Origin of the sequence: Francisella sp. LA112445, assembly GCF_012224145.1 — a bacterium.
Taxonomy (GTDB): domain Bacteria; phylum Pseudomonadota; class Gammaproteobacteria; order Francisellales; family Francisellaceae; genus Francisella.
Genome location: NZ_CP041030.1, coordinates 423,333 through 441,709, shown reverse-complemented (window position 1 = coordinate 441,709; position 18,377 = coordinate 423,333). Strand labels below are relative to the sequence as shown.

Here is an 18,377-nt window from a genome sequence, read left to right as displayed (position 1 = left end):
AAATTATTTATAATATTAAATCTTAAATAAGAATAATCCATAATTCTAAATGTCAAAAGCCTCAAATACTAAACGTTGGATGCAAGATCATACTTCTGATTTTTATGTTAAACAAGCAAATAAGCTAGGCTATCGAAGTAGAGCAAGTTTTAAAATCCTTGAGATTCAAGATAAATATAAAATTTTCAAGCCAAATACTTTCGTGGTTGATCTTGGTGCTGCACCAGGTGGATGGTCTGAGCAGATTGTAAAATATATTGGTAATAATAGCAAACTTATTGCTCTTGACCTGCTTGAGATGGCACCTATAGCCGGAGTTGACTTTATTCAGGGTGATTTCTCAAGTGATGAGACTTATGAAAAGCTGAATGATCTTGTTAATGGACAGAAAATTGATTGTATAGTATCAGATATGGCACCTAATCTTAGCGGTAATAAAACATCTGATCAAGCCAAATCAATATACCTTTTAGAGCTAGCTTTAGATTTTGCTAATACTAACCTTAAAAACAATGGGATATTTGTAGCAAAAGTTTTTCAAGGGCAAGGGAGCGATGAGTATCTAAAGTTAGTTAAAGAATCTTTTACTAAGGTAATTCAATTTAAACCTAAATCTTCAAGACCCAAATCACGAGAGTTCTATATTGTAGCAACTGGCTTTAAGGGGTAAATACCTTATTTAAATATGCTTGTTTTAATTTAAAATGTCCTTTAAACCAAATAAATAGTCTCCCAGAAAAAAGAAATAAAGATCATAATATACAAATGCGTCAGAACCTATAAACAATCAAATGAAAAATACTAAACATATCTTTATTTCCTTTATTGGAATTGTTTTAATAGCTGCCATTTTAAGAGCCCCTATTACATCTATATCACCTCTTCTTAGCAATATTGTAAATATGATCAATATATCTCCTGTAACTGCTGGATTATTGGTCAGCTTACCATTGCTAATTTTTGCAACGTTATCATTATTTATATCTTCCTTTGCAAAAAAACGCTCTCTAGAAGCAAACTTGATGATATCTCTAGTGCTAATAAGCGTCGGAATAGTAATACGCTCCCATATAAATACATACTCAATATTCCTAGGTACTATCATTATTGGCATCGGCATTACTATATCTAATGTTCTTATGCCTGTTTTTATAAAACAAAAGTTCCCAAATAACATACCTCTCATGATATCAATATATGGACTAATGATGGGATTGGGATCTTGGGTAACTATTAGCTTAATGATACCCGTTATGCATCTAGCACAAAAATTTTCTTTCTCTGGTAACTCAAGCCTCTCATTAGCGTTAGCTAGTGTTGCAATTCTTGGTATAATAGCTATAATTATATGGCTACCTCAGTTTAAAAATAAGACTCTATTACCCCAAAACAATAGTTCTACGAATATACATAGCCATGTTTGGAAATCTAAAATAGCATGGCAGATAAGTATTTTTTTATCAAGTAGTGCGATCTTAATGTATACTCTTTCTACATGGCTTCCTTCTATTTTAGAAAGCCAAGGCTACTCTATCCAAGATGCTGGTTATTTAGCAGGATTATTCCAAATGTCTTCTAGTTTACCCGTATTAATAATAATCCCTCTAATGAAAACATTAAAGGATAAAAACATCGTTTCTTTATTATTAGCACTATGTAGCTTCTTAGGTATTTTATTCCTTTTACTTAATATTCTTACATTCATTGCTGTAGTAATACTAGGAATAGGAATTGGTGGTACATTTATGGTTAGCTTAATATTGATAGGAGTTAGAACTAGTAATGCTCAGATAGCAGCTGTTCTTTCTGGAAAATCTCAATCAGTAGCATATATACTAGCAGCTTTAGGACCTGTTATAGCAGGGTTATTCCATCAGATAACCTCAAGCTGGGAACTACCTCTTACTATCTGCATTTGCGTAGCAATCATTATGGTTCTTTTTTCGTTTTTCGTTGCAAGTCCTGAGAAAATAACAATCGAGGATATTTAAGAGTTATTCTGACAATAGTCTTTAATATATTTTTTAGGTGAGCATTTAAAAATCCTTTTAAAGAAGGTAACAAAAGTACTCGTTGACTCATATCCCAAATAGCTAGATACCCATTCTACTGAATAACCTTCATATAACTTCTGTAATGCTACAACAATATGTAATTGTTTTTTCCAATCACTAAAACTCATTCCAATATTTTTCTTAATTTTCCTTGATAACGTTTTATCACTAACTGAACATCTATAAGCCATATCAGAAATATACTTATACTTAATTGGTTCTTTAAACCACTCTAAAGCCACCTCTTGCAAAAGACCCTCATTAGGTAGCGAGAAATTATAAGAAGTTGGTAACATATTTGATAGTTGATCAGCTAATACACTACCTATTTTTTGATTTTTAGGTTTTAATTGGTCTACTATTCTTTGTTGCGACAAATGTAAAACTAGTTCTTTTATTAATGGTGATATATATATTACACAAGCTTTCTCTGGCATCTCCTCAAGCATGGATCTATTAATAAATACCATACATACTTCACTATATTTACTTATCAAACTATTGTGGTAAATATAGCTAGGAATCCATAATGCACTCCCTAGAGGAGCTACCCAAATATCTCCTTCAATATTTGATTGCACAGATCCTCTTATTGGTAATATTAACTGAGCTTTAGAATGGTTATGATATTTAGACTCTTCACTATAGTTTTTAATTTCGGATTTTAATACAACTGTTGAGTCTAAATAACTATCTGGTTCAAAATCAATAGTTAAAGTATCTCCAAGCATAAAAGAATAAAGTATTTAGAAGCAAGCTTATAGTAATTCTATATTATACTTGTCTTTATATAAATTTTTTTGGGCAATATATGCTAAAACTATTTTGATCACCTATAATTTAATCATATTGAAGATTTATACTTCTCTATTATTGACTCTTTCTATTTTCTGTTTATTTTCGATTTTCATCCTAACAGACTTTTGCTTATCTGATGATATATACATATACATAACAGGTAGTATAAATAAAGAAAACACAGCTCCTACCATTAAACCAGATGCTATAACAATACCAATACACTGACGACTAACTGATCCTGCTCCTGAAGCTACAACTAAAGGTAAAACCCCTATAATCATAGCTAATACAGTCATTAATATAGGTCTAAATCGCTGTGAAGAAGACTTAACTATTGCATCATATTTGCTTAGATTATCTTCTACCTGTAATTTATTAGCAAACTCAACTACCATAATCCCCTGTTTGGATATAAGACCAATTAGTGTGACTAAACCAAGCTGTGTATAAATATTTAAAGATGCCCAATCTTTATTAAAAAACTGTCCTAAATACAATGGTATTAACGCTCCTGATATAGCCATAGGTACAGTTACAAGAATAACTAAAGAATCTCTAAAACTCTCAAATTGTGCTGCCAAAGCTAGGAAAATAAGAACCACAGCAAATCCAAATGCAATCATCATAGTATTACCATTTTGAAGGAATTGGCGTGATGCTCCAGAAAATGAATATGAAAAACCCGCAGGTAAGTTACTATCAGTCAGTTTTTTAATATAATCTATTGCCTGTCCTTCTGATACTCCAGGACTTAACATTGCTGATACAGTCACAGAGTTTAGTTGCTGGAAAGTATTTAAGGTTAGTGGTTGACCAACTGTTTAAAACTAACCAATGCTGATAAAGGAACTTCTGAGTTAAACATATTATCTATTTTATCTGATTCAATGTATATACTACCTAACTGCTCCTGTGTTAACATTTGGTTTCTTGGTAACTGTGGTATTAATTCAAAACTATAACCTTGTAAGAAAAAGTGATTTATATACCCACCTGCATACGAGTTTTGCAATGTTTTAGAAATGTCTGACATCGTGATACCTAAAGCACCTGCTTTGGTTCTATCTATAGACAAATCGACAACAGGGTTATCAAAAAGTAAATCACTATTTACATATGAGAATAAACCACTTTTATTCATTTTATCAATAAGACTATTTGTAACTTGATTAATTGATACATAATCACTTGTGCTTTGTATCACTAATGAAACATCCGCGCCATGATCAACTCCAGGAAGTGATGGATTTTGATAGCTAAAAGCAACCATACCTGGAATTTCATTTAGCTTAGACTGAAGTACTTTTGCAGTAGTTTGTTGAGAAACACTTCTTTCATTTGAAGGTTTCATAACAACTGCTCCAATAATTGAGTTTGTACCCATTACTCCATCTAAAACAAACGAATATTGTTTACCAGGAATCTTATCTTGAACTTTAGCTAATGCTGAGCTAAAAACTTTTAGATAATTAAGATTAGCTGCTGAAGGTGTTGTTGCCATTACACCAACATAATTTTGATCTTCTACTGGTGCTAATTCAGATTTTATTCCACGTACCATTACAAAACAACTGATTAAAACAACTATTGCAATTACAATGAAGGTAGGCTTAACATCTAGTACCATTATTAGTAGCTTTTTATATGTACTAGCTGCATTATCAAGAGCATGATTTATAAATTGTGCAAATTTTGACTCTGATGTATTTTCTTGAAGAATTTTTGAGCATAACATTGGAGATAAAGTATATGCAACAAGTCCTGATATCAGAACTGTTCCTGCTAAGGAATATGCAAACTCAGTAAATAACTGCCCAGTTAATCCATTCATCATGCCTATTGGCGCATAAACAATAACTAGTGTAAGACACATCAGTATAAGAGGTGTTGCAACCTCTCTTGCTCCTTTAATCGTTGCAGTAAAAGGATCTAGACCATCTTCAATATGTCGATGTATATTCTCTAACACAACAATAGCATCATCTACTACAAGACCTATTGATAATATCATTGCTAACAAGGTCAGAAGGTTTATAGAGAATCCCATGATTTTCATCAAGAAGAAACTACCTATTAAACATAGTGGCACAGATACAATAGGGATAAGTACTGCCCTAAATGACCCTAAGAATAAGAAAATTACAAAAGCAACAATAATAATTGCCTCAATTAATGTATAAACAACGTCTTTAATTGAATCTTTAATATATACCGTACTATTATATGCTATCGTAAGATCTAAACCATTTGGAAGAGTTTTTCTAATTTCTGGAACACTTTTTACCAATCTATCTACTACAGTAAGGATATTAGCATCTGGAGATACAACAGGCCCTACTAATACAGTAGGCTTACCTTGAAATTGAACATAAGTTTTATAATCCTGAGGACCTAACTGAACTTTAGCTACATCTCTTAATCTTATAACTTGATCATTAGATTTTTTGATAATTAAATCTTTATAGCTTTGAGCATCAGAAATACTTGTCTCAGGATTTAATGTATAGTTTAGGTATGGCCCTTGAATTTGCCCTCCTGCAGAAACTAAACTATTTGCTGCTATAGCATTGTTTAAATCGCTTGGAGAAATCCCATATTCTGCCATTTTATTTTTATTTGGAAAAACTCTCATTGCATATGGCTCATTCCCCCACACAAGAACATCAGACAAGCCTCCTTCAGAATGTAGCTTTGGAACTATTGCTGCATTTATATAAGCAGATATTTGAGGTATAGTCATGCTCTTACTAGTAAATGCTAACAACAAAGGAGGAAATGTTGATGCCGGATGCAGCTTTATTGTAGGAGAATAAGCATCTTTCGGAAGTTTATTTAAAACAGCATTCACATTTTGTACGACTTCAGATAACACAGTATTTGGGTCATCTCCTAACTTAACGTATAACGTTATTGTACTTGTTCCTAATGCTGACTGAGAGGTCATATAATCAATCCCTCTAGTAGCTCCCACAGACTCTTCTATAGGTCTTGTAACAAAAGCCTGTATTGTCGATGGACTAGCTCCGGGATAAGTGGTAGTTACAGTAATATTTGCACTATTTAAATAAGGGTACTGTCTTACTTGTAACGTAAAATATGACCCAATACCAACAACAATTATCATCAAGCTTATAGCTATTGATAATATTGGTCTACATATAAAAATATCAATAAATTTCATTATATATCATCACCTTGAGTATAAATATTATTATCCAACTTAATGGTATTATTCAGCATAACATCCATGCCTTTATGAACCTTATTTTGACCTGAGGTAACAATCATAGTATTTGGTTTTAAACCCGAAACTAAAGCTAGATTATTACGAGTTTCCAAAACCTTAATATTGACCTCTCCTACTTTATATAAGTTTTTATTTGTTCTAACTGTTTTCATTCCATCTACCTCAGTAGATGTATAAATAGCCTTTTTAGGTTTTCCTAATGAATCTAGCTCCTGAGTAAGAGTTAGTACAGACTGCCCATATAAAGAATAATTTATAGCATTCCTAGGTATTACCACAGCGTCTTTCTCATTTTGTAAGTTAATATGAATATTCAAAAACATCCCAGGTAGTATCTTATGTTCAGGATTTTTATAAGTTGCCTGAACAATGATTGATCTATTTGAATTATTGATAAAGGAGTTAATAGCAGTTATTTTTGCAGAAAATTTTTGTCCTTTATATGAATCAGAATAAAAGCTTATACTCTGACCAAGATGAATTAAACTTAGTTTATTCTGTGGCACTGCAAAATTAATAAACACTGGATTAATTTTTGCTAAAGTTGCCGCATTATCCCCATTATTAAAATACTGTCCTAAACTAATATTTCGAATACCGATCTTGCCATCAAAAGGAGCTCTCACCTCTTTAAAGCCAATCTGTGACTCTATATTTTTCACTTTAGCTAATGCTGAAAGATAACTAGCGGCAGCTTTATCAGCACTTTCTTTAGATGTTGCTCGCTCTTTAGCTAAACTTTTATAACGTTCATATGTTACTCTTGCTAGTTTCAAGTTTGATAGAGCCTCTTCAAGATCTGCCTTTAATTGGCTAGTATCAAGCTCAAATAACAAATCACCTTTTTTTACTTCTTGCCCGCTTACAAAGTTAATTTTACTAATAATACCACCAGATTGCGTAGAAATTTGAGTGGTTTGAACAGCTTGAACTTCACCAATTGTATCAATACTTCGCTTCCAGCCAGTTTCTTTTATCTTAGTAGAAGTCACACTATCTGGCTCAGGTCTGAACTTTGCCATTCTATAATTAGTTAATGTCTGCATTAATTCAGCAGATCCAAAAATTAAACCAAATATAAGGAAAGTTACAACAATCACAAATATAGAAAATATCTTTCTATTTCTTAACTTGGCAATTTGTTTTTTAATAATTGGTAATCTTAAGATTAAATATATAACTCCTATAATTAATCCAATATCACCTAATATTGACCATACTAGTATTAATATAATAATCACAAAAATACTATATATTTTTTTATTAGTTTGAATCTTCTCTTTGAAGATTTTGATATATTTTTTATAGTTAATCATTTTATTCTATTACTCTTTTCTAAAATTATTTATAAATATGGGATTTTGATTAAAAGTCAAATACATATATTGGAAAATTTCATACTATATGTACTTTTGTATTATTTGATAAATCATTTAAGATATGAATGACTTATATAACATATTTTTCTCATAGAATATCCCTCATAGAAGGCTTAAATAATTAGGTTTAAACTATTCTAAAAGAAGTAATTAAAACTTAATATAATTATTTAGACTTTTTATAGTGAGTTATGGACACCCAAACAGATATTTAATGCATGATAAAAAACAATTTTTATCATGTTATTTGAACATAAATGAAACTTTTAAAACTAAAGAGAAAAATTAACAAATTAGAAAAAACTAAAGGCGACTATACGTTAAACTTCCATAGCTCAAACATCCTGTTTGCTACAACTTTATTTGCCTTCGCTGTTGGATGACAATAATCCCAGCATAAATATTTTTCAGGATCACCTAGTATCTCTATATCATACTGAATATTACCTAATGAGTCAGCACCTCCATAACTATCTATACAAGCATCAGTAACATTCTCAAAACCATATTTCATAGGGCTATCCATGCAGTCATTTAATAATGTAAAAAAATCAAAAAGCTTAAGATTTACCTCTGGGAATAACATCTGTAAATCTGCAACTCTATTTCTTAGTAAACCATTTTGTAGATTAATATTTAACTGCAAATATGATTTAAAAAACTTACCAACCCAATTAGATAGATATTCCTTATAGCCAGGAGCTCTTGTTACATCAGGAATATTCCAAACTATTATATTTCTTGCCCCCATTAAAATAGCTTTTCTAAGAATTTTTTTAAGATCTCTAGCAACTCTAAGCTTTGCTGTTAAGTTTATATATGGTATTTCATTATAAACAGTAAACATAAAGTTATTAGCGCCACCATTTATAATAACCATATCATCACTAGCAAATCTACCTTCTTCATTTTCAAACCTTGCTAATTGTTGAGATACAGGGAATGCATGATGCTTAAGCAGCGAGGACGGGTTAGGACCATGTGTTAAAGCTCCACCTATTGCATAATTCTTATGTTTAACCTCTTTTGATTGTTGTTCTTTGGCTATTAATTCAGCTAGATATTCAGTAGAAACAAAGCCATTGGAAAATCTTCCATCAAAATAAGGCTTGCCAGGTATATCAAGAGTTTTCATAATATTGCCATTATCTAAGAGGCTATCACCAAAAACTACAAGTCTATTTATATTCATATTATTTATTATCCTTATGCTCAAAAAAATTGACCATCCAATGAGCTATTATCAAACTATTATCTCTTATCCTCAAGCTCTCTAAAGCATGTTGAAATTCATTTTTAATATCATCCTGATACTCTTTTATCAAGGCATGGTTATGAACCTTTAGCATCTCTGGATGTGCCTGAATTCCTAATATATGATTGTTTATACAAAACATTTGCACTTTACAATAATCACTTGTACTTATAAGCTCAGAACCTTCAGGTAACTCTACAACCATATCTTGATGGTAAAATAACAAACTTAGATAGTTATGAAATGGTTCCATCCAACTTTTCTTATTTAGAACCTTAACATTTCTTACACCTACGGCAAAACCTTTAGGTCCACGCTCTACTCTGCCACCTAAAGCTTGGGCTAGTATTTGGTGCCCAAAGCAGATTCCTATTATTTTTTTATTTTTATTGTATAACTTAACTATTTCAGATTTCAGTCGAGTTATCCATGCTAACTTATCAAATGCTGTAGCTTTGCTACCTGTTATTATAAAACCATCATAAATATCATAATTTTCAGGATACTCTTGTTCTGTTACATCAAAAATATCCAAATCAACAACAACTGATAATTTAAAAAATAGATTAGCAAACATATCCGGATAATTTCCTCCTGAAACTACCCTTCGATGTTCAGGTATATGATCTGTCTGTAAAATTGCTATTTTCATTTTTGTTATTTTGTGACTCTATTTTATTAATGCTTCAAATAATATTTTCTTAAACTCTTCAGTAATTTCGAAGGTGTATGTATGAGATTTACCACCTAATCGAGAACCTTTTATTTTTAGCAAATTTTTGTCTTTAGAAATATCTTTGATATTTATTACATCTACTTTTGAATCATCTAAGATCTCTGCTTTGCGTTTCCAATTATCTCTATACCTTGTAATTGCCGCACGATAAGAACCAGATATTTTGTTTTCTAGAGCTCTTTTAACAAACTCTTGAGCTCCCTGAGGAATCTCTTCAGCAAACTTCTTTAATTCATAAAGTGTTCTTACATCATCTATAATTCCCTTCTCAGATAGCTCACGAATATTCTGATCAGAATCAGAAATTTTAAGACGCATAGAAATCCAGCTATTATCTCTTCCTAAGATTTTAGCAATATCAGATTTTTTCATTTGTTTATTGTCTATCAAATCTTTTAGAGCATCAGCTTCTTCAAAAGGTGAGACACTTTCACGCTGATCATTTTCTAAAAGTTGCAAAAGTACAATACTAGCATCAGACTCTTCTTGCCTAACTATACAGGGAATTGTCGTAAGACCAGCCTCTTTACTTGCTAAATATCTTCTTTCACCTGCGATTATATAATGTAAACCATCATCTTTTTTGGTTGTAACAATAATTGGCTGAATCACGCCATTTTCTTTAATACTTTTAGCTAATGAATCAATATTCTTAAAAGTCTTACGTGGTTGATCTTTATCAGGTTGTACAATACTCAAAGGTAATTCAAAAAGTTGGCCTACTTTACTAGCCTGCTCATTAAGCTCTTGAAGTTGCATTGCTCTAAGTATGTCTTTTTTTTCTTGCCCTACAGTATCATGAACTTTTTGATTAACTTTACGATTCATTAATGATACTTTCTTAGCCATTATTCTCTCCGAAGAATTCTGTTATTTCTCTAGCAAGCTTTTTAACCTGTATATGAACTTTGCTTTGCTTTGCATAATCACCAATATATAAGCCTTCTGCCTCAGACTCGATAAACTTAACACTTTGAGAAACATATGCTTCAAAAAAGTTACCATCCTCTTCAAAGAAATCCATCAGACTTTTCGACATATTAGATTGCATTTGCACTCTATTTGCAAAAAACTTGTATGGTTTATCTGCTGTTAAAGCCAGATCTTTTGCCTCAATAAGTCCAGATAGGTCCATCCCACTTGGTGAGCATGGAATAACTACCAAATCAGATAATAAAGCCGATTTTAAGGCTGCTGTTTGAAAGTTAGGCGGTGTATCAATAACAATGTAATCCAAGCCTGGTTTTAGCTCAGAGACTTTCTCTCTGACACTTTTTTCATCCAAGTTATAAACAAACCCTTCAGACTCATCATTTTTTGTCATCCACATATAAGCGTCAGGCTTATCTTTGTCCATATCTATTATAACAACCTTATAACCTAACTCTTTCAATCCACAAGCAATATTTATAGCAGTTGTAGTTTTGCCAGAGCCACCTTTTTGCTGTAGCAAAGAAATTACTTTTGCATTTTTTTGATCCATTTTTTTAAACCTTAAAATGTATAGCTTATTTTATTTATATAAAATACTTATAGAATTATAGTCTATATTTGTCTGCTATAAAACCAACTTTTGTAGATTAACTATTGATATGTGAGTAGTTTTCTTATATTTTATTAGTTCACTTATGAGTGTTTCAAATACTCTTTTTACAAGAAATTCATTTCAAAGGTTAAAAATGGCAAAAAATTTAGTAATTGTAGAGTCTCCTGCTAAAACAAAGACTATAAAAAAATATTTAGGAAATGACTTTGATATCCTAGCATCTTTTGGGCATGTACGTGAGATACCATCAAAAGACACTTCCATAGATGTAAATGATAATTTCAAAATCAAATTCACAACTAGTGATAGAAGTAAAAAACATTTAGATGCTATAAAAAAAGCTGCTAAAGATGCAGATAGTATTTATCTAGCTACCGATCCAGATAGAGAAGGTGAAGCAATATCATGGCATGTTAAAGAAGTTTTAAAAAATGCACGTCTACTTAAAGATAAGAATGTTTACAGGGTCAGCTTTAATGAAATCACCAAATCAGCAGTTACAAATGCTATAGAAAATCCTAAAGAGCTTTCTATGGACTTAGTAAATGCTCAAAAAGCACGTCAAGCTTTAGATTTCTTAGTGGGCTTTAATTTATCACCTTTATTATGGCGTAAAATCACAAGTGGCTTATCCGCAGGAAGAGTCCAAAGTCCAGCTCTAAGGATGATTGTTGAGCGTGAAATAGAACGTGAAGATTTTGTCAAAAAGGATTACTGGAGCTTAACAGCTGACACTTTTAAGAAGAAAAAAATACTTGCTAATTTAATAGAATTTGACAATACAAAAGTTGAGCAATTTACTTTCACTAAAGACAAAGATGCAGAAACAGCAAAAGATATTATATTAAAAGATGCTAACGGTTTTTTAATTGTTGATGGAATTACGGAGAAAAAAACTAGAAGAAATCCTTACCCTCCATTTATAACTTCAACTTTGCAACAAGAAGCCTCTAAAAAACTTGGTTTTACTGCAAAAAGAACTATGTCTACAGCACAAAAACTGTATGAAGGTATAGATCTAGGAAATGGTGAATCTGTTGGTCTTATTTCATATATGAGAACTGACTCAACGAACCTTTCTAATGATGCTTTAAATGACATTAGAAGCTTTATTGAATCAAAGTTTGATAAAGATATGTTACCAGCTAAGCCTAGAATTTTTGGTAAAAAATCACAAAATGCTCAAGAGGCCCACGAAGCTATTCGTGTAACTGCTGCAAGCAGAACTCCTGAATCAATAAAGCAACGTTTAACTTCTGATGAATTTAAACTTTATAGCTTAATTTATAACAGAACTATAGCATCCCAAATGAAGCATGCTACTTTAAATAGCACATCTGTTGACTTAATTACTGAAAATAATAAACATAAATTTAGAGTTACAGGAACTGTTATCGTTGATGCTGGATTCTTAAAAATCTACAACGTTGAAAAAGATGAAGATGATAAAGATTCTGATGATGAAATAACTTTACCTAAATTTGAAAAAGGTGAAAAAATAAAGCTTAACGATGTACTTGTTAAAGCTCATTCAACAGAGCCACCTCCTCGCTATACAGAAGCATCTCTAGTAAAAGCTTTAGAAAAACATGGTATTGGAAGACCATCAACATACGCAACTATTATCTCCACACTACAACAAAGAGAATATGTTGAAGTTGAGAAGCGTCGTTTTATCCCTACTGACAAAGGTCGTATTGTGAATAAATTCTTAACAGAATACTTTAAAAAGTATGTTGAGTATTCATATACTGCTGGTCTAGAAAAAGAGCTTGATGAAATTGCACATCATAAGAATGATTACTTAAATGTTTTAAATAGCTTCTGGCATCCTTTTATTGAGAAGATAAATAAAATCTCAGAAGATGTTTCACGTAAAGATGTAGTCACTGAAGAGCTTGATGAAGATTGCCCTGAATGTGGTAGTAAACTATCTTCTCGCTTAGGCAAAAATGGTAGATTTATCGGTTGTACCAATTATCCAACTTGTAAATATACTCGTCGTGTTGATAGTGACGGTAAAGAAATTGAAAAAGAAGAGCCCACTATTGTTGAAGGTAGAAAATGCCCAGAATGTGAATCAGATTTACATATTAAACAAGGGCGCTATGGTAAATTTATAGGTTGCTCTAACTATCCAAAATGTAAACATATGGAACCACTAGAAAAACCTAAAGATACTGGTGTTGTTTGCCCTAAATGTAATAAAAACCATATTGTTGAAAAGAAATCACGTAAAGGTAAAGTCTTTTATGCTTGCTCAGGATTCCCTAAATGTAAGAATGCTTACTGGTACCCACCAATAAAAGAGCCTTGCCCTAAATGTAATTCTCCTATACTGCTACATAAGACAACTAAGAAAGATGGTGAACAAAAAGCATGTCCTAATACAGAATGTGATTATGCTGTGCCTTTTGAAGATAATAAATAATATCCAACACTATAATCAAAGTCTACTTTTATAGTTCTTTAGATATATTTACTCCAATATCTGAAAACAAGTATTAATTTTAGGGTCTAGATAACTTTAGCACTAAATTTTCTTACTAAAGTACACATGATTTTATATAAATCATTATCTTTGTTATTCCACCTAAATTCACACTCTTTTAAATGTAAAACAAACGTATCATCACTTAATCCGTTAAATTTTGCAAGTCTTCTTTTAGAGAAAGACCAAAATGACTCTATACCATTAACATGGTTTTTACCACGAGCAAACTCATTGTGAGAGTGATAAATACGATAGTGATCATAACCGTTTAGAATAAGCCCATCATATGCTTTCCAGCCATCAGTATAGATTGTGCTGCTTTCGAGTATTTTACCCTGTATTATAGGCATTAAGGACTCTTTAGAGCAGTTTGGTACAATAGAAACATAGACTTTATTGTGTTCATCGCGTTTTAAAACACCGAATACTGGTGTTTTACCAACTGCACCACGACCACGTTTACCTCGTACTCGTTTAGCTCCAAAATAAGACTCATCTAGTTCAAACTCTCCAGTAGATGCTAAGAATTTTTCATCAGATAATAGAATTAGGGGCTGTCCTAGATAACTAAGTTATGTTAGGATGGTTTTGATGAGGAAAAGTAGATTAAGTACATACAAGCAAGACAAATTAATAGAGTTATTTATAGCAGGAAGTACAGCACGAACTGCATCAGAATTAGTATCAGTAAATAAAACCACAGCCAGCTATTATTTTCATAGATTAAGATTATTAATTTATGAAAATAGTGAGCATTTAGAAATGTTTACAGGAGAGATTGAAGTAGATGAAAGCTATTTTGGAGGAACTCGTAAAGGGAAACGAGGTAGAGGAGCTGGTGGTAAAGTTCCTGTATTTGGCTTACTTAAACGTAATGGTAAGGTATATACAGTAATCATTCCAAATGCTAAGAGTGATACTCTATTACCAATAATTAGAGAAAAAGTTAAACCTGATTGTATCGTTTACACTGATACTTTTAGGAGTTATAATGCCTTAGATGTTTCAGAGTTTAAACATTATAGAATTAACCATAGTAAGCTGTTTGCAAAGAAGCATAATCATATAAACGGTATAGAAAACTTCTGGAATCAAGCTAAGAGACATTTGAGAAAATTTAATGGTATTCCTAGAGACCATTTTTACTTGTTTTTGAAGGAATGTGAGTGGAGATTTAATCACAGTGATTCTAAGGAACAGCTAAAGCTAATTAAACACTGGGTTAGAGAGAGTTTAAAGTAAACTTATCTAGGACAGCCCCTAGAATTATTTTACGAAATCTATCAAAATAGCGGTTAATTGTTACTCTGCTAACATTAGTTATTTTACTCGTATTTGTCGCTGTTAAATCCAAGCAGAAACACTTCAAAATCTCTCTAATTTTAGCATCTGAAATATGCGAAAGTTTTTTATACCTTACAAAAATAGATAAAATATAGCTCCATCAATGATTTTTGACAAGCTAAAGTTATCTAGACCCTAATTTTATTAAGCTCTTGAAATGAATTTAAGATAGCAGATTATAATAATTTGATACTATAGAAGTATATTTAATCTAAATCCACATTGGCGGAAAAATAAGAGGTAAAATAACGATACAGAACAAACTAGCGATTATCGCTAAGCTGATTACTAAATAATTAATTTTTGATAAATTTACTCCCCCATCTACAGTTTGTATTTTATTAGCAAATATAGACAAGCAAAAACCAAATACAAACACACAACCAAACAAACCTAATGATGTTTTAAACATCGCACTGAACATACCGTCTATCATTCCAGCTGTCAGCATCATCACAAATATACAGTGATAAGGATTTGAACATATTTCGACTCTATTTTTAAATAAGTTCTTAACACTTGTGATAATAACTGTAGCTGCTGCAATAAATGCTGGAATACCCCATTGTGACCATATCTCAAGTAATAAGTTATGGGGATAGCCTGCAGAATATTTAGTGACCGCAATATAATTCCACTGACCTATTCCTGTTAAAGGATGATCAACCCCAATCCAAAAAGCTTCCCTCCATATAGGAATCCTACCACTTGCTCCATATCTAAATAGATCTGAAATTACTCCAGAATATACATTTGCCATAATAAAATTAGTATAAAATAGGTCTAATAAAAATCCACAGATTAGTGATGATATTACTAAAGTAAACGCTAATCTAAAATACTGACGAGCAAAAATAAAAACTAATGGCAATATCACTATATATTCCGCAAATATCGTTCTAAATGCATGATTAATTAGAATAAACCAGGAGAGAGTTAAAGCTATAAACGCACCAATTTTATATATCGATCTTAGATCAATAAACCAAGGTAAAAGTAAAAGTGGTAAGAACCAACTAAAATAATTATCTAAAAAACGAGGATTCAAGCAATTATACATATATAACAAATCTTTTTGTATATTTCCTGCTATAGCTGGCCCATATATAGAATAATTAGCTAAAGATAACTGAAGAAATAAAGACCCTCCAAAAAATATCAATGACAATAATATAATTATGAAAAATGCTTGTATGCTTTTAACATTATCCTGAACATACGTTGCTACAAATAAAACGCAGAAAAATTGCAAAAACGTTACCCCCACACCTTTAAAAGCTATTGACGGTGATATAGCAAAAGCAGATGATATAATCCCAAAAACAAAAAATATAACTATCGCATATCGAACTATCTTTGAGAAGCTCTTAAACAGCTCTATTATTTTTGATAATAACTGTTTATTAAGTAAAATCGCAACACTTGCTGCGCAAAGACTATAATAAAATATATAGTATCTATCTATAAATAGATAAAGATTTACTGAACGTAAATCATTAAAATACTTACCTTTTTCACCAGCTATAGGCATTATATTTAATGTTGTAAAATGCATAAAAGGCATTAAAAACACAACAAAAATAGCCACTGCTAAAAAGTAAAAAATACAATCACTATATGTGATTTTTTGCAAAAATTGCTTCATTATTATTTTCCTAAACTACAAAATTAATTACTCTTATAGTTTAGCAAAATTATAAACTTTATTCTTTGGGAAAATTAGAGATTATTTAATTATTTGATAGAAACAGAGCCTTTAGCTAAAGTAGAATTATCTGACTTATTAACAACTGTTGCTGTCCATTTTCCTTGACACACCTTATCATCACTAAGAACACTTTGGCTATCACTTGTAATATCTTGCGTATCTTTAAACTTAGTAATAGGGAAAGAAGTGCTATAGCAATTAGTATCTTTAGGAGCAGTCCATGTTAGATAAATTGTTCCTTGAGGTGCACCATTCCAGTTTGTAATAATCTTAGCATCGATTTCATGAGTTTTAGGCTTATACTTTAAGTTTAAAGTTGCTGTTGGCTTATCAACTGATAAGTTTTCACCGTCTTGATCTGGATTATCTAACTGATCATCAGGATTAACTTTCACTGAATCATCAGAACTATACAACCCACTGATAAATGAACTATAAGATTTACTAAAAGAGTGATAAGTATCACTACAGCCTGCTAATCCTAAAACCATTATACAAAGTGCTATTTTTTTCATTAACTCTCACCTATTTATATCTATCTTATTGAGATTGATTTTGCTGTTAAATATCAATTTCTTTTCTTACTTATTCAACTGCTGATCAAAAAACTAAAAAATGAAATAATTAAATATTTCTTCATAAAAATTTAATCAGTTACAATTCAAGCTATATTTTAACATCTAGACAAGACAAGTAAAGAAGATATATTAATAAGAATAGATATTTAACTGCTAGTTTTTAGTTGATTAATTTGTTGAGATATTTTAGAAGCCTCGTTTGCTTGAGTTTGTGATGTAACTTTTAATTCATTTATTTTAGTTTGATATTCATTAGCCTGAGCCCTATATTGATTTATTTTCTCATCTAACTTCACCTTATCTAAAGTTTTTTGTATCAACTCTTTATTGACCGCAATAGCGCTACTATTATTTGGATCTTTAAATTGTGAATATGCCGCTTTTAAATCTTTAATATCAGAGTTTAAAGCATCCGATTGTTTTTGTAATGCATCAGCTTCTTTTCTATAAGTAACTATTTTAGCACTATATTCCTCTGTACTTGCTAAATTTTGTGAAGCTTGATATGTTAAGCTTTTTTGTGTTTGTTGTAGCTGTTGCATTTGCTTCTCTGCATCTGAAGCACATGAGGTTAGTATAGCCGCAACTGTTAATATTAATGATGTTGAGATGATTTTTTTCATAATGCCATAATTCCAATAAAACAAACATGTATTTACATCATAGCAAAATATAAAATATATAAATAGAAAAAATATTTTAAGATAGTAAGAAAATAGAAGAAAATTAAGATTAAACAGTTATAGAATCTGTAGCGATAACATTCTTATCAAATAAAACATTTGCTGTCCATTTACCATGACAGTACGTTTTACCTTGCTTAATTTCAACAGATGCCCAAGTCTTATCTTTCTTATCACTGTATTTAGTAATTGGGAAACTAGTATCATAACACTTAGTATCTTTAGGAGCTTCCCATTGTAATTTAACACTTCCTTGTGGATTGTTATTGTACGTAGTGTATATTGTTGCAACAATTTGATCTTGGCTATTTTTCTTAAGTTTAATTGAAGCAGTTGGTGCAGTTGTACCAGATACAGCTGTTGCTTCTTGTGTTTTAGCTTGAGTTGCTGCTTGCTGACCTTGAGAGTCTTTTGCATCTTTACTATCAAAACCTAGAGTTGAGCAGCTTGCTAACCCAATAACAGCCAAAGAAATTGCACTTAATTTTACTATATTTTTCATAAACGATACTCCTCTAAAGTAGTTTTATAACTTTCTAACACTCAATAGAA

General features: G+C 31.2%; 14 protein-coding genes and 3 pseudogenes. 4 read left to right on the top strand and 13 right to left on the bottom strand.

What is annotated here, in order from left to right:
- Positions 1-49: 49 nt before the first annotated feature.
- Positions 50-670, top strand: a complete 621-nt coding sequence (locus tag FIP56_RS02240) for an SAM-dependent methyltransferase (RefSeq protein ID WP_192577346.1) — start codon at positions 50-52, stop codon at positions 668-670.
- Positions 671-791: 121 nt separating this feature from the next.
- Entirely contained in the window at positions 792-1,991 is a 1,200-nt protein-coding gene (locus FIP56_RS02235; protein ID WP_192577345.1) for an MFS transporter, read from the top strand.
- On the opposite strand, the gene FIP56_RS02230 is transcribed toward FIP56_RS02235, so the two are convergent.
- The 7 genes and pseudogenes from FIP56_RS02230 to FIP56_RS02200 all read right to left on the bottom strand — a co-directional run bounded on the left by FIP56_RS02230 (position 1,988) and on the right by FIP56_RS02200 (position 10,955).
- Positions 1,988-2,785: a helix-turn-helix transcriptional regulator gene (locus FIP56_RS02230; protein WP_192577344.1), complete on the bottom strand. Its 798-nt coding sequence runs from the start codon at positions 2,783-2,785 to the stop codon at positions 1,988-1,990. The genes FIP56_RS02235 and FIP56_RS02230 overlap by 4 nt on opposite strands.
- Before the next feature lie 126 nt (positions 2,786-2,911).
- A pseudogene (locus FIP56_RS02225) lies at positions 2,912-6,036 on the bottom strand (efflux RND transporter permease subunit).
- Entirely contained in the window at positions 6,036-7,418 is a 1,383-nt protein-coding gene (locus FIP56_RS02220) for an efflux RND transporter periplasmic adaptor subunit (protein WP_209451853.1), read from the bottom strand. Before FIP56_RS02220 ends, FIP56_RS02225 begins: the two are co-directional and overlap by 1 nt.
- 376 nt (positions 7,419-7,794) lie before the next feature.
- The gene (locus tag FIP56_RS02215; protein ID WP_192577343.1) at positions 7,795-8,673 is read right to left on the bottom strand and encodes an SGNH/GDSL hydrolase family protein; all 879 of its coding nucleotides are present in this window, start codon (positions 8,671-8,673) and stop codon (positions 7,795-7,797) included.
- A 1-nt stretch (position 8,674) separates the two neighbouring features.
- Positions 8,675-9,388 (bottom strand): type 1 glutamine amidotransferase, encoded by a 714-nt coding sequence (locus FIP56_RS02210; RefSeq protein ID WP_192577342.1) that lies wholly within the window; start codon positions 9,386-9,388, stop codon positions 8,675-8,677.
- 18 nt (positions 9,389-9,406) lie between these two features.
- On the bottom strand, positions 9,407-10,321 hold the full coding sequence (locus FIP56_RS02205) for a ParB/RepB/Spo0J family partition protein (RefSeq protein ID WP_192577341.1): 915 nt from the start codon (positions 10,319-10,321) through the stop codon (positions 9,407-9,409).
- Positions 10,314-10,955: a ParA family protein gene (locus FIP56_RS02200; RefSeq protein WP_192577340.1), complete on the bottom strand. Its 642-nt coding sequence runs from the start codon at positions 10,953-10,955 to the stop codon at positions 10,314-10,316. Before FIP56_RS02200 ends, FIP56_RS02205 begins: the two co-directional genes overlap by 8 nt.
- A 196-nt stretch (positions 10,956-11,151) precedes the next feature.
- Between FIP56_RS02200 and topA the strand changes: the two genes are divergently transcribed.
- Positions 11,152-13,449, top strand: a complete 2,298-nt coding sequence (topA, locus tag FIP56_RS02195) for a type I DNA topoisomerase (RefSeq protein WP_192577339.1) — start codon at positions 11,152-11,154, stop codon at positions 13,447-13,449.
- Positions 13,450-13,535: 86 nt separating this feature from the next.
- On the opposite strand, the pseudogene FIP56_RS02190 reads toward topA, so the two are convergent.
- A pseudogene (locus FIP56_RS02190) lies at positions 13,536-14,027 on the bottom strand (IS1595 family transposase); the annotation flags it as partial.
- A 76-nt stretch (positions 14,028-14,103) separates the two neighbouring features.
- Between FIP56_RS02190 and FIP56_RS02185 the strand changes: the two are divergent.
- Complete coding sequence (locus tag FIP56_RS02185; protein WP_192576968.1) at positions 14,104-14,754, top strand: IS1595 family transposase; 651 nt, start codon at positions 14,104-14,106, stop codon at positions 14,752-14,754.
- A gap of 19 nt (positions 14,755-14,773) precedes the next feature.
- Here FIP56_RS02185 and FIP56_RS02180 read toward each other — a convergent pair.
- The 5 genes and pseudogenes from FIP56_RS02180 to FIP56_RS02160 all read right to left on the bottom strand — a co-directional run.
- Positions 14,774-14,957: pseudogene (locus tag FIP56_RS02180) on the bottom strand (IS1595 family transposase); the annotation flags it as partial.
- A 110-nt stretch (positions 14,958-15,067) separates the two neighbouring features.
- A complete protein-coding gene (locus FIP56_RS02175; RefSeq protein ID WP_245323089.1) occupies positions 15,068-16,501 on the bottom strand; it encodes an O-antigen ligase family protein in 1,434 nt (477 codons plus the stop codon).
- Positions 16,502-16,590: 89 nt separating this feature from the next.
- Positions 16,591-17,079, bottom strand: coding sequence for a TUL4 family lipoprotein (locus FIP56_RS02170; RefSeq protein ID WP_192577338.1), 489 nt, complete (start codon positions 17,077-17,079; stop codon positions 16,591-16,593).
- A 209-nt stretch (positions 17,080-17,288) separates the two neighbouring features.
- On the bottom strand, positions 17,289-17,765 hold the full coding sequence (locus tag FIP56_RS02165; protein ID WP_192577337.1) for a hypothetical protein: 477 nt from the start codon (positions 17,763-17,765) through the stop codon (positions 17,289-17,291).
- 109 nt (positions 17,766-17,874) lie between these two features.
- Complete coding sequence (locus FIP56_RS02160; protein ID WP_192577336.1) at positions 17,875-18,327, bottom strand: TUL4 family lipoprotein; 453 nt, start codon at positions 18,325-18,327, stop codon at positions 17,875-17,877.
- Positions 18,328-18,377: the final 50 nt, after the last annotated feature.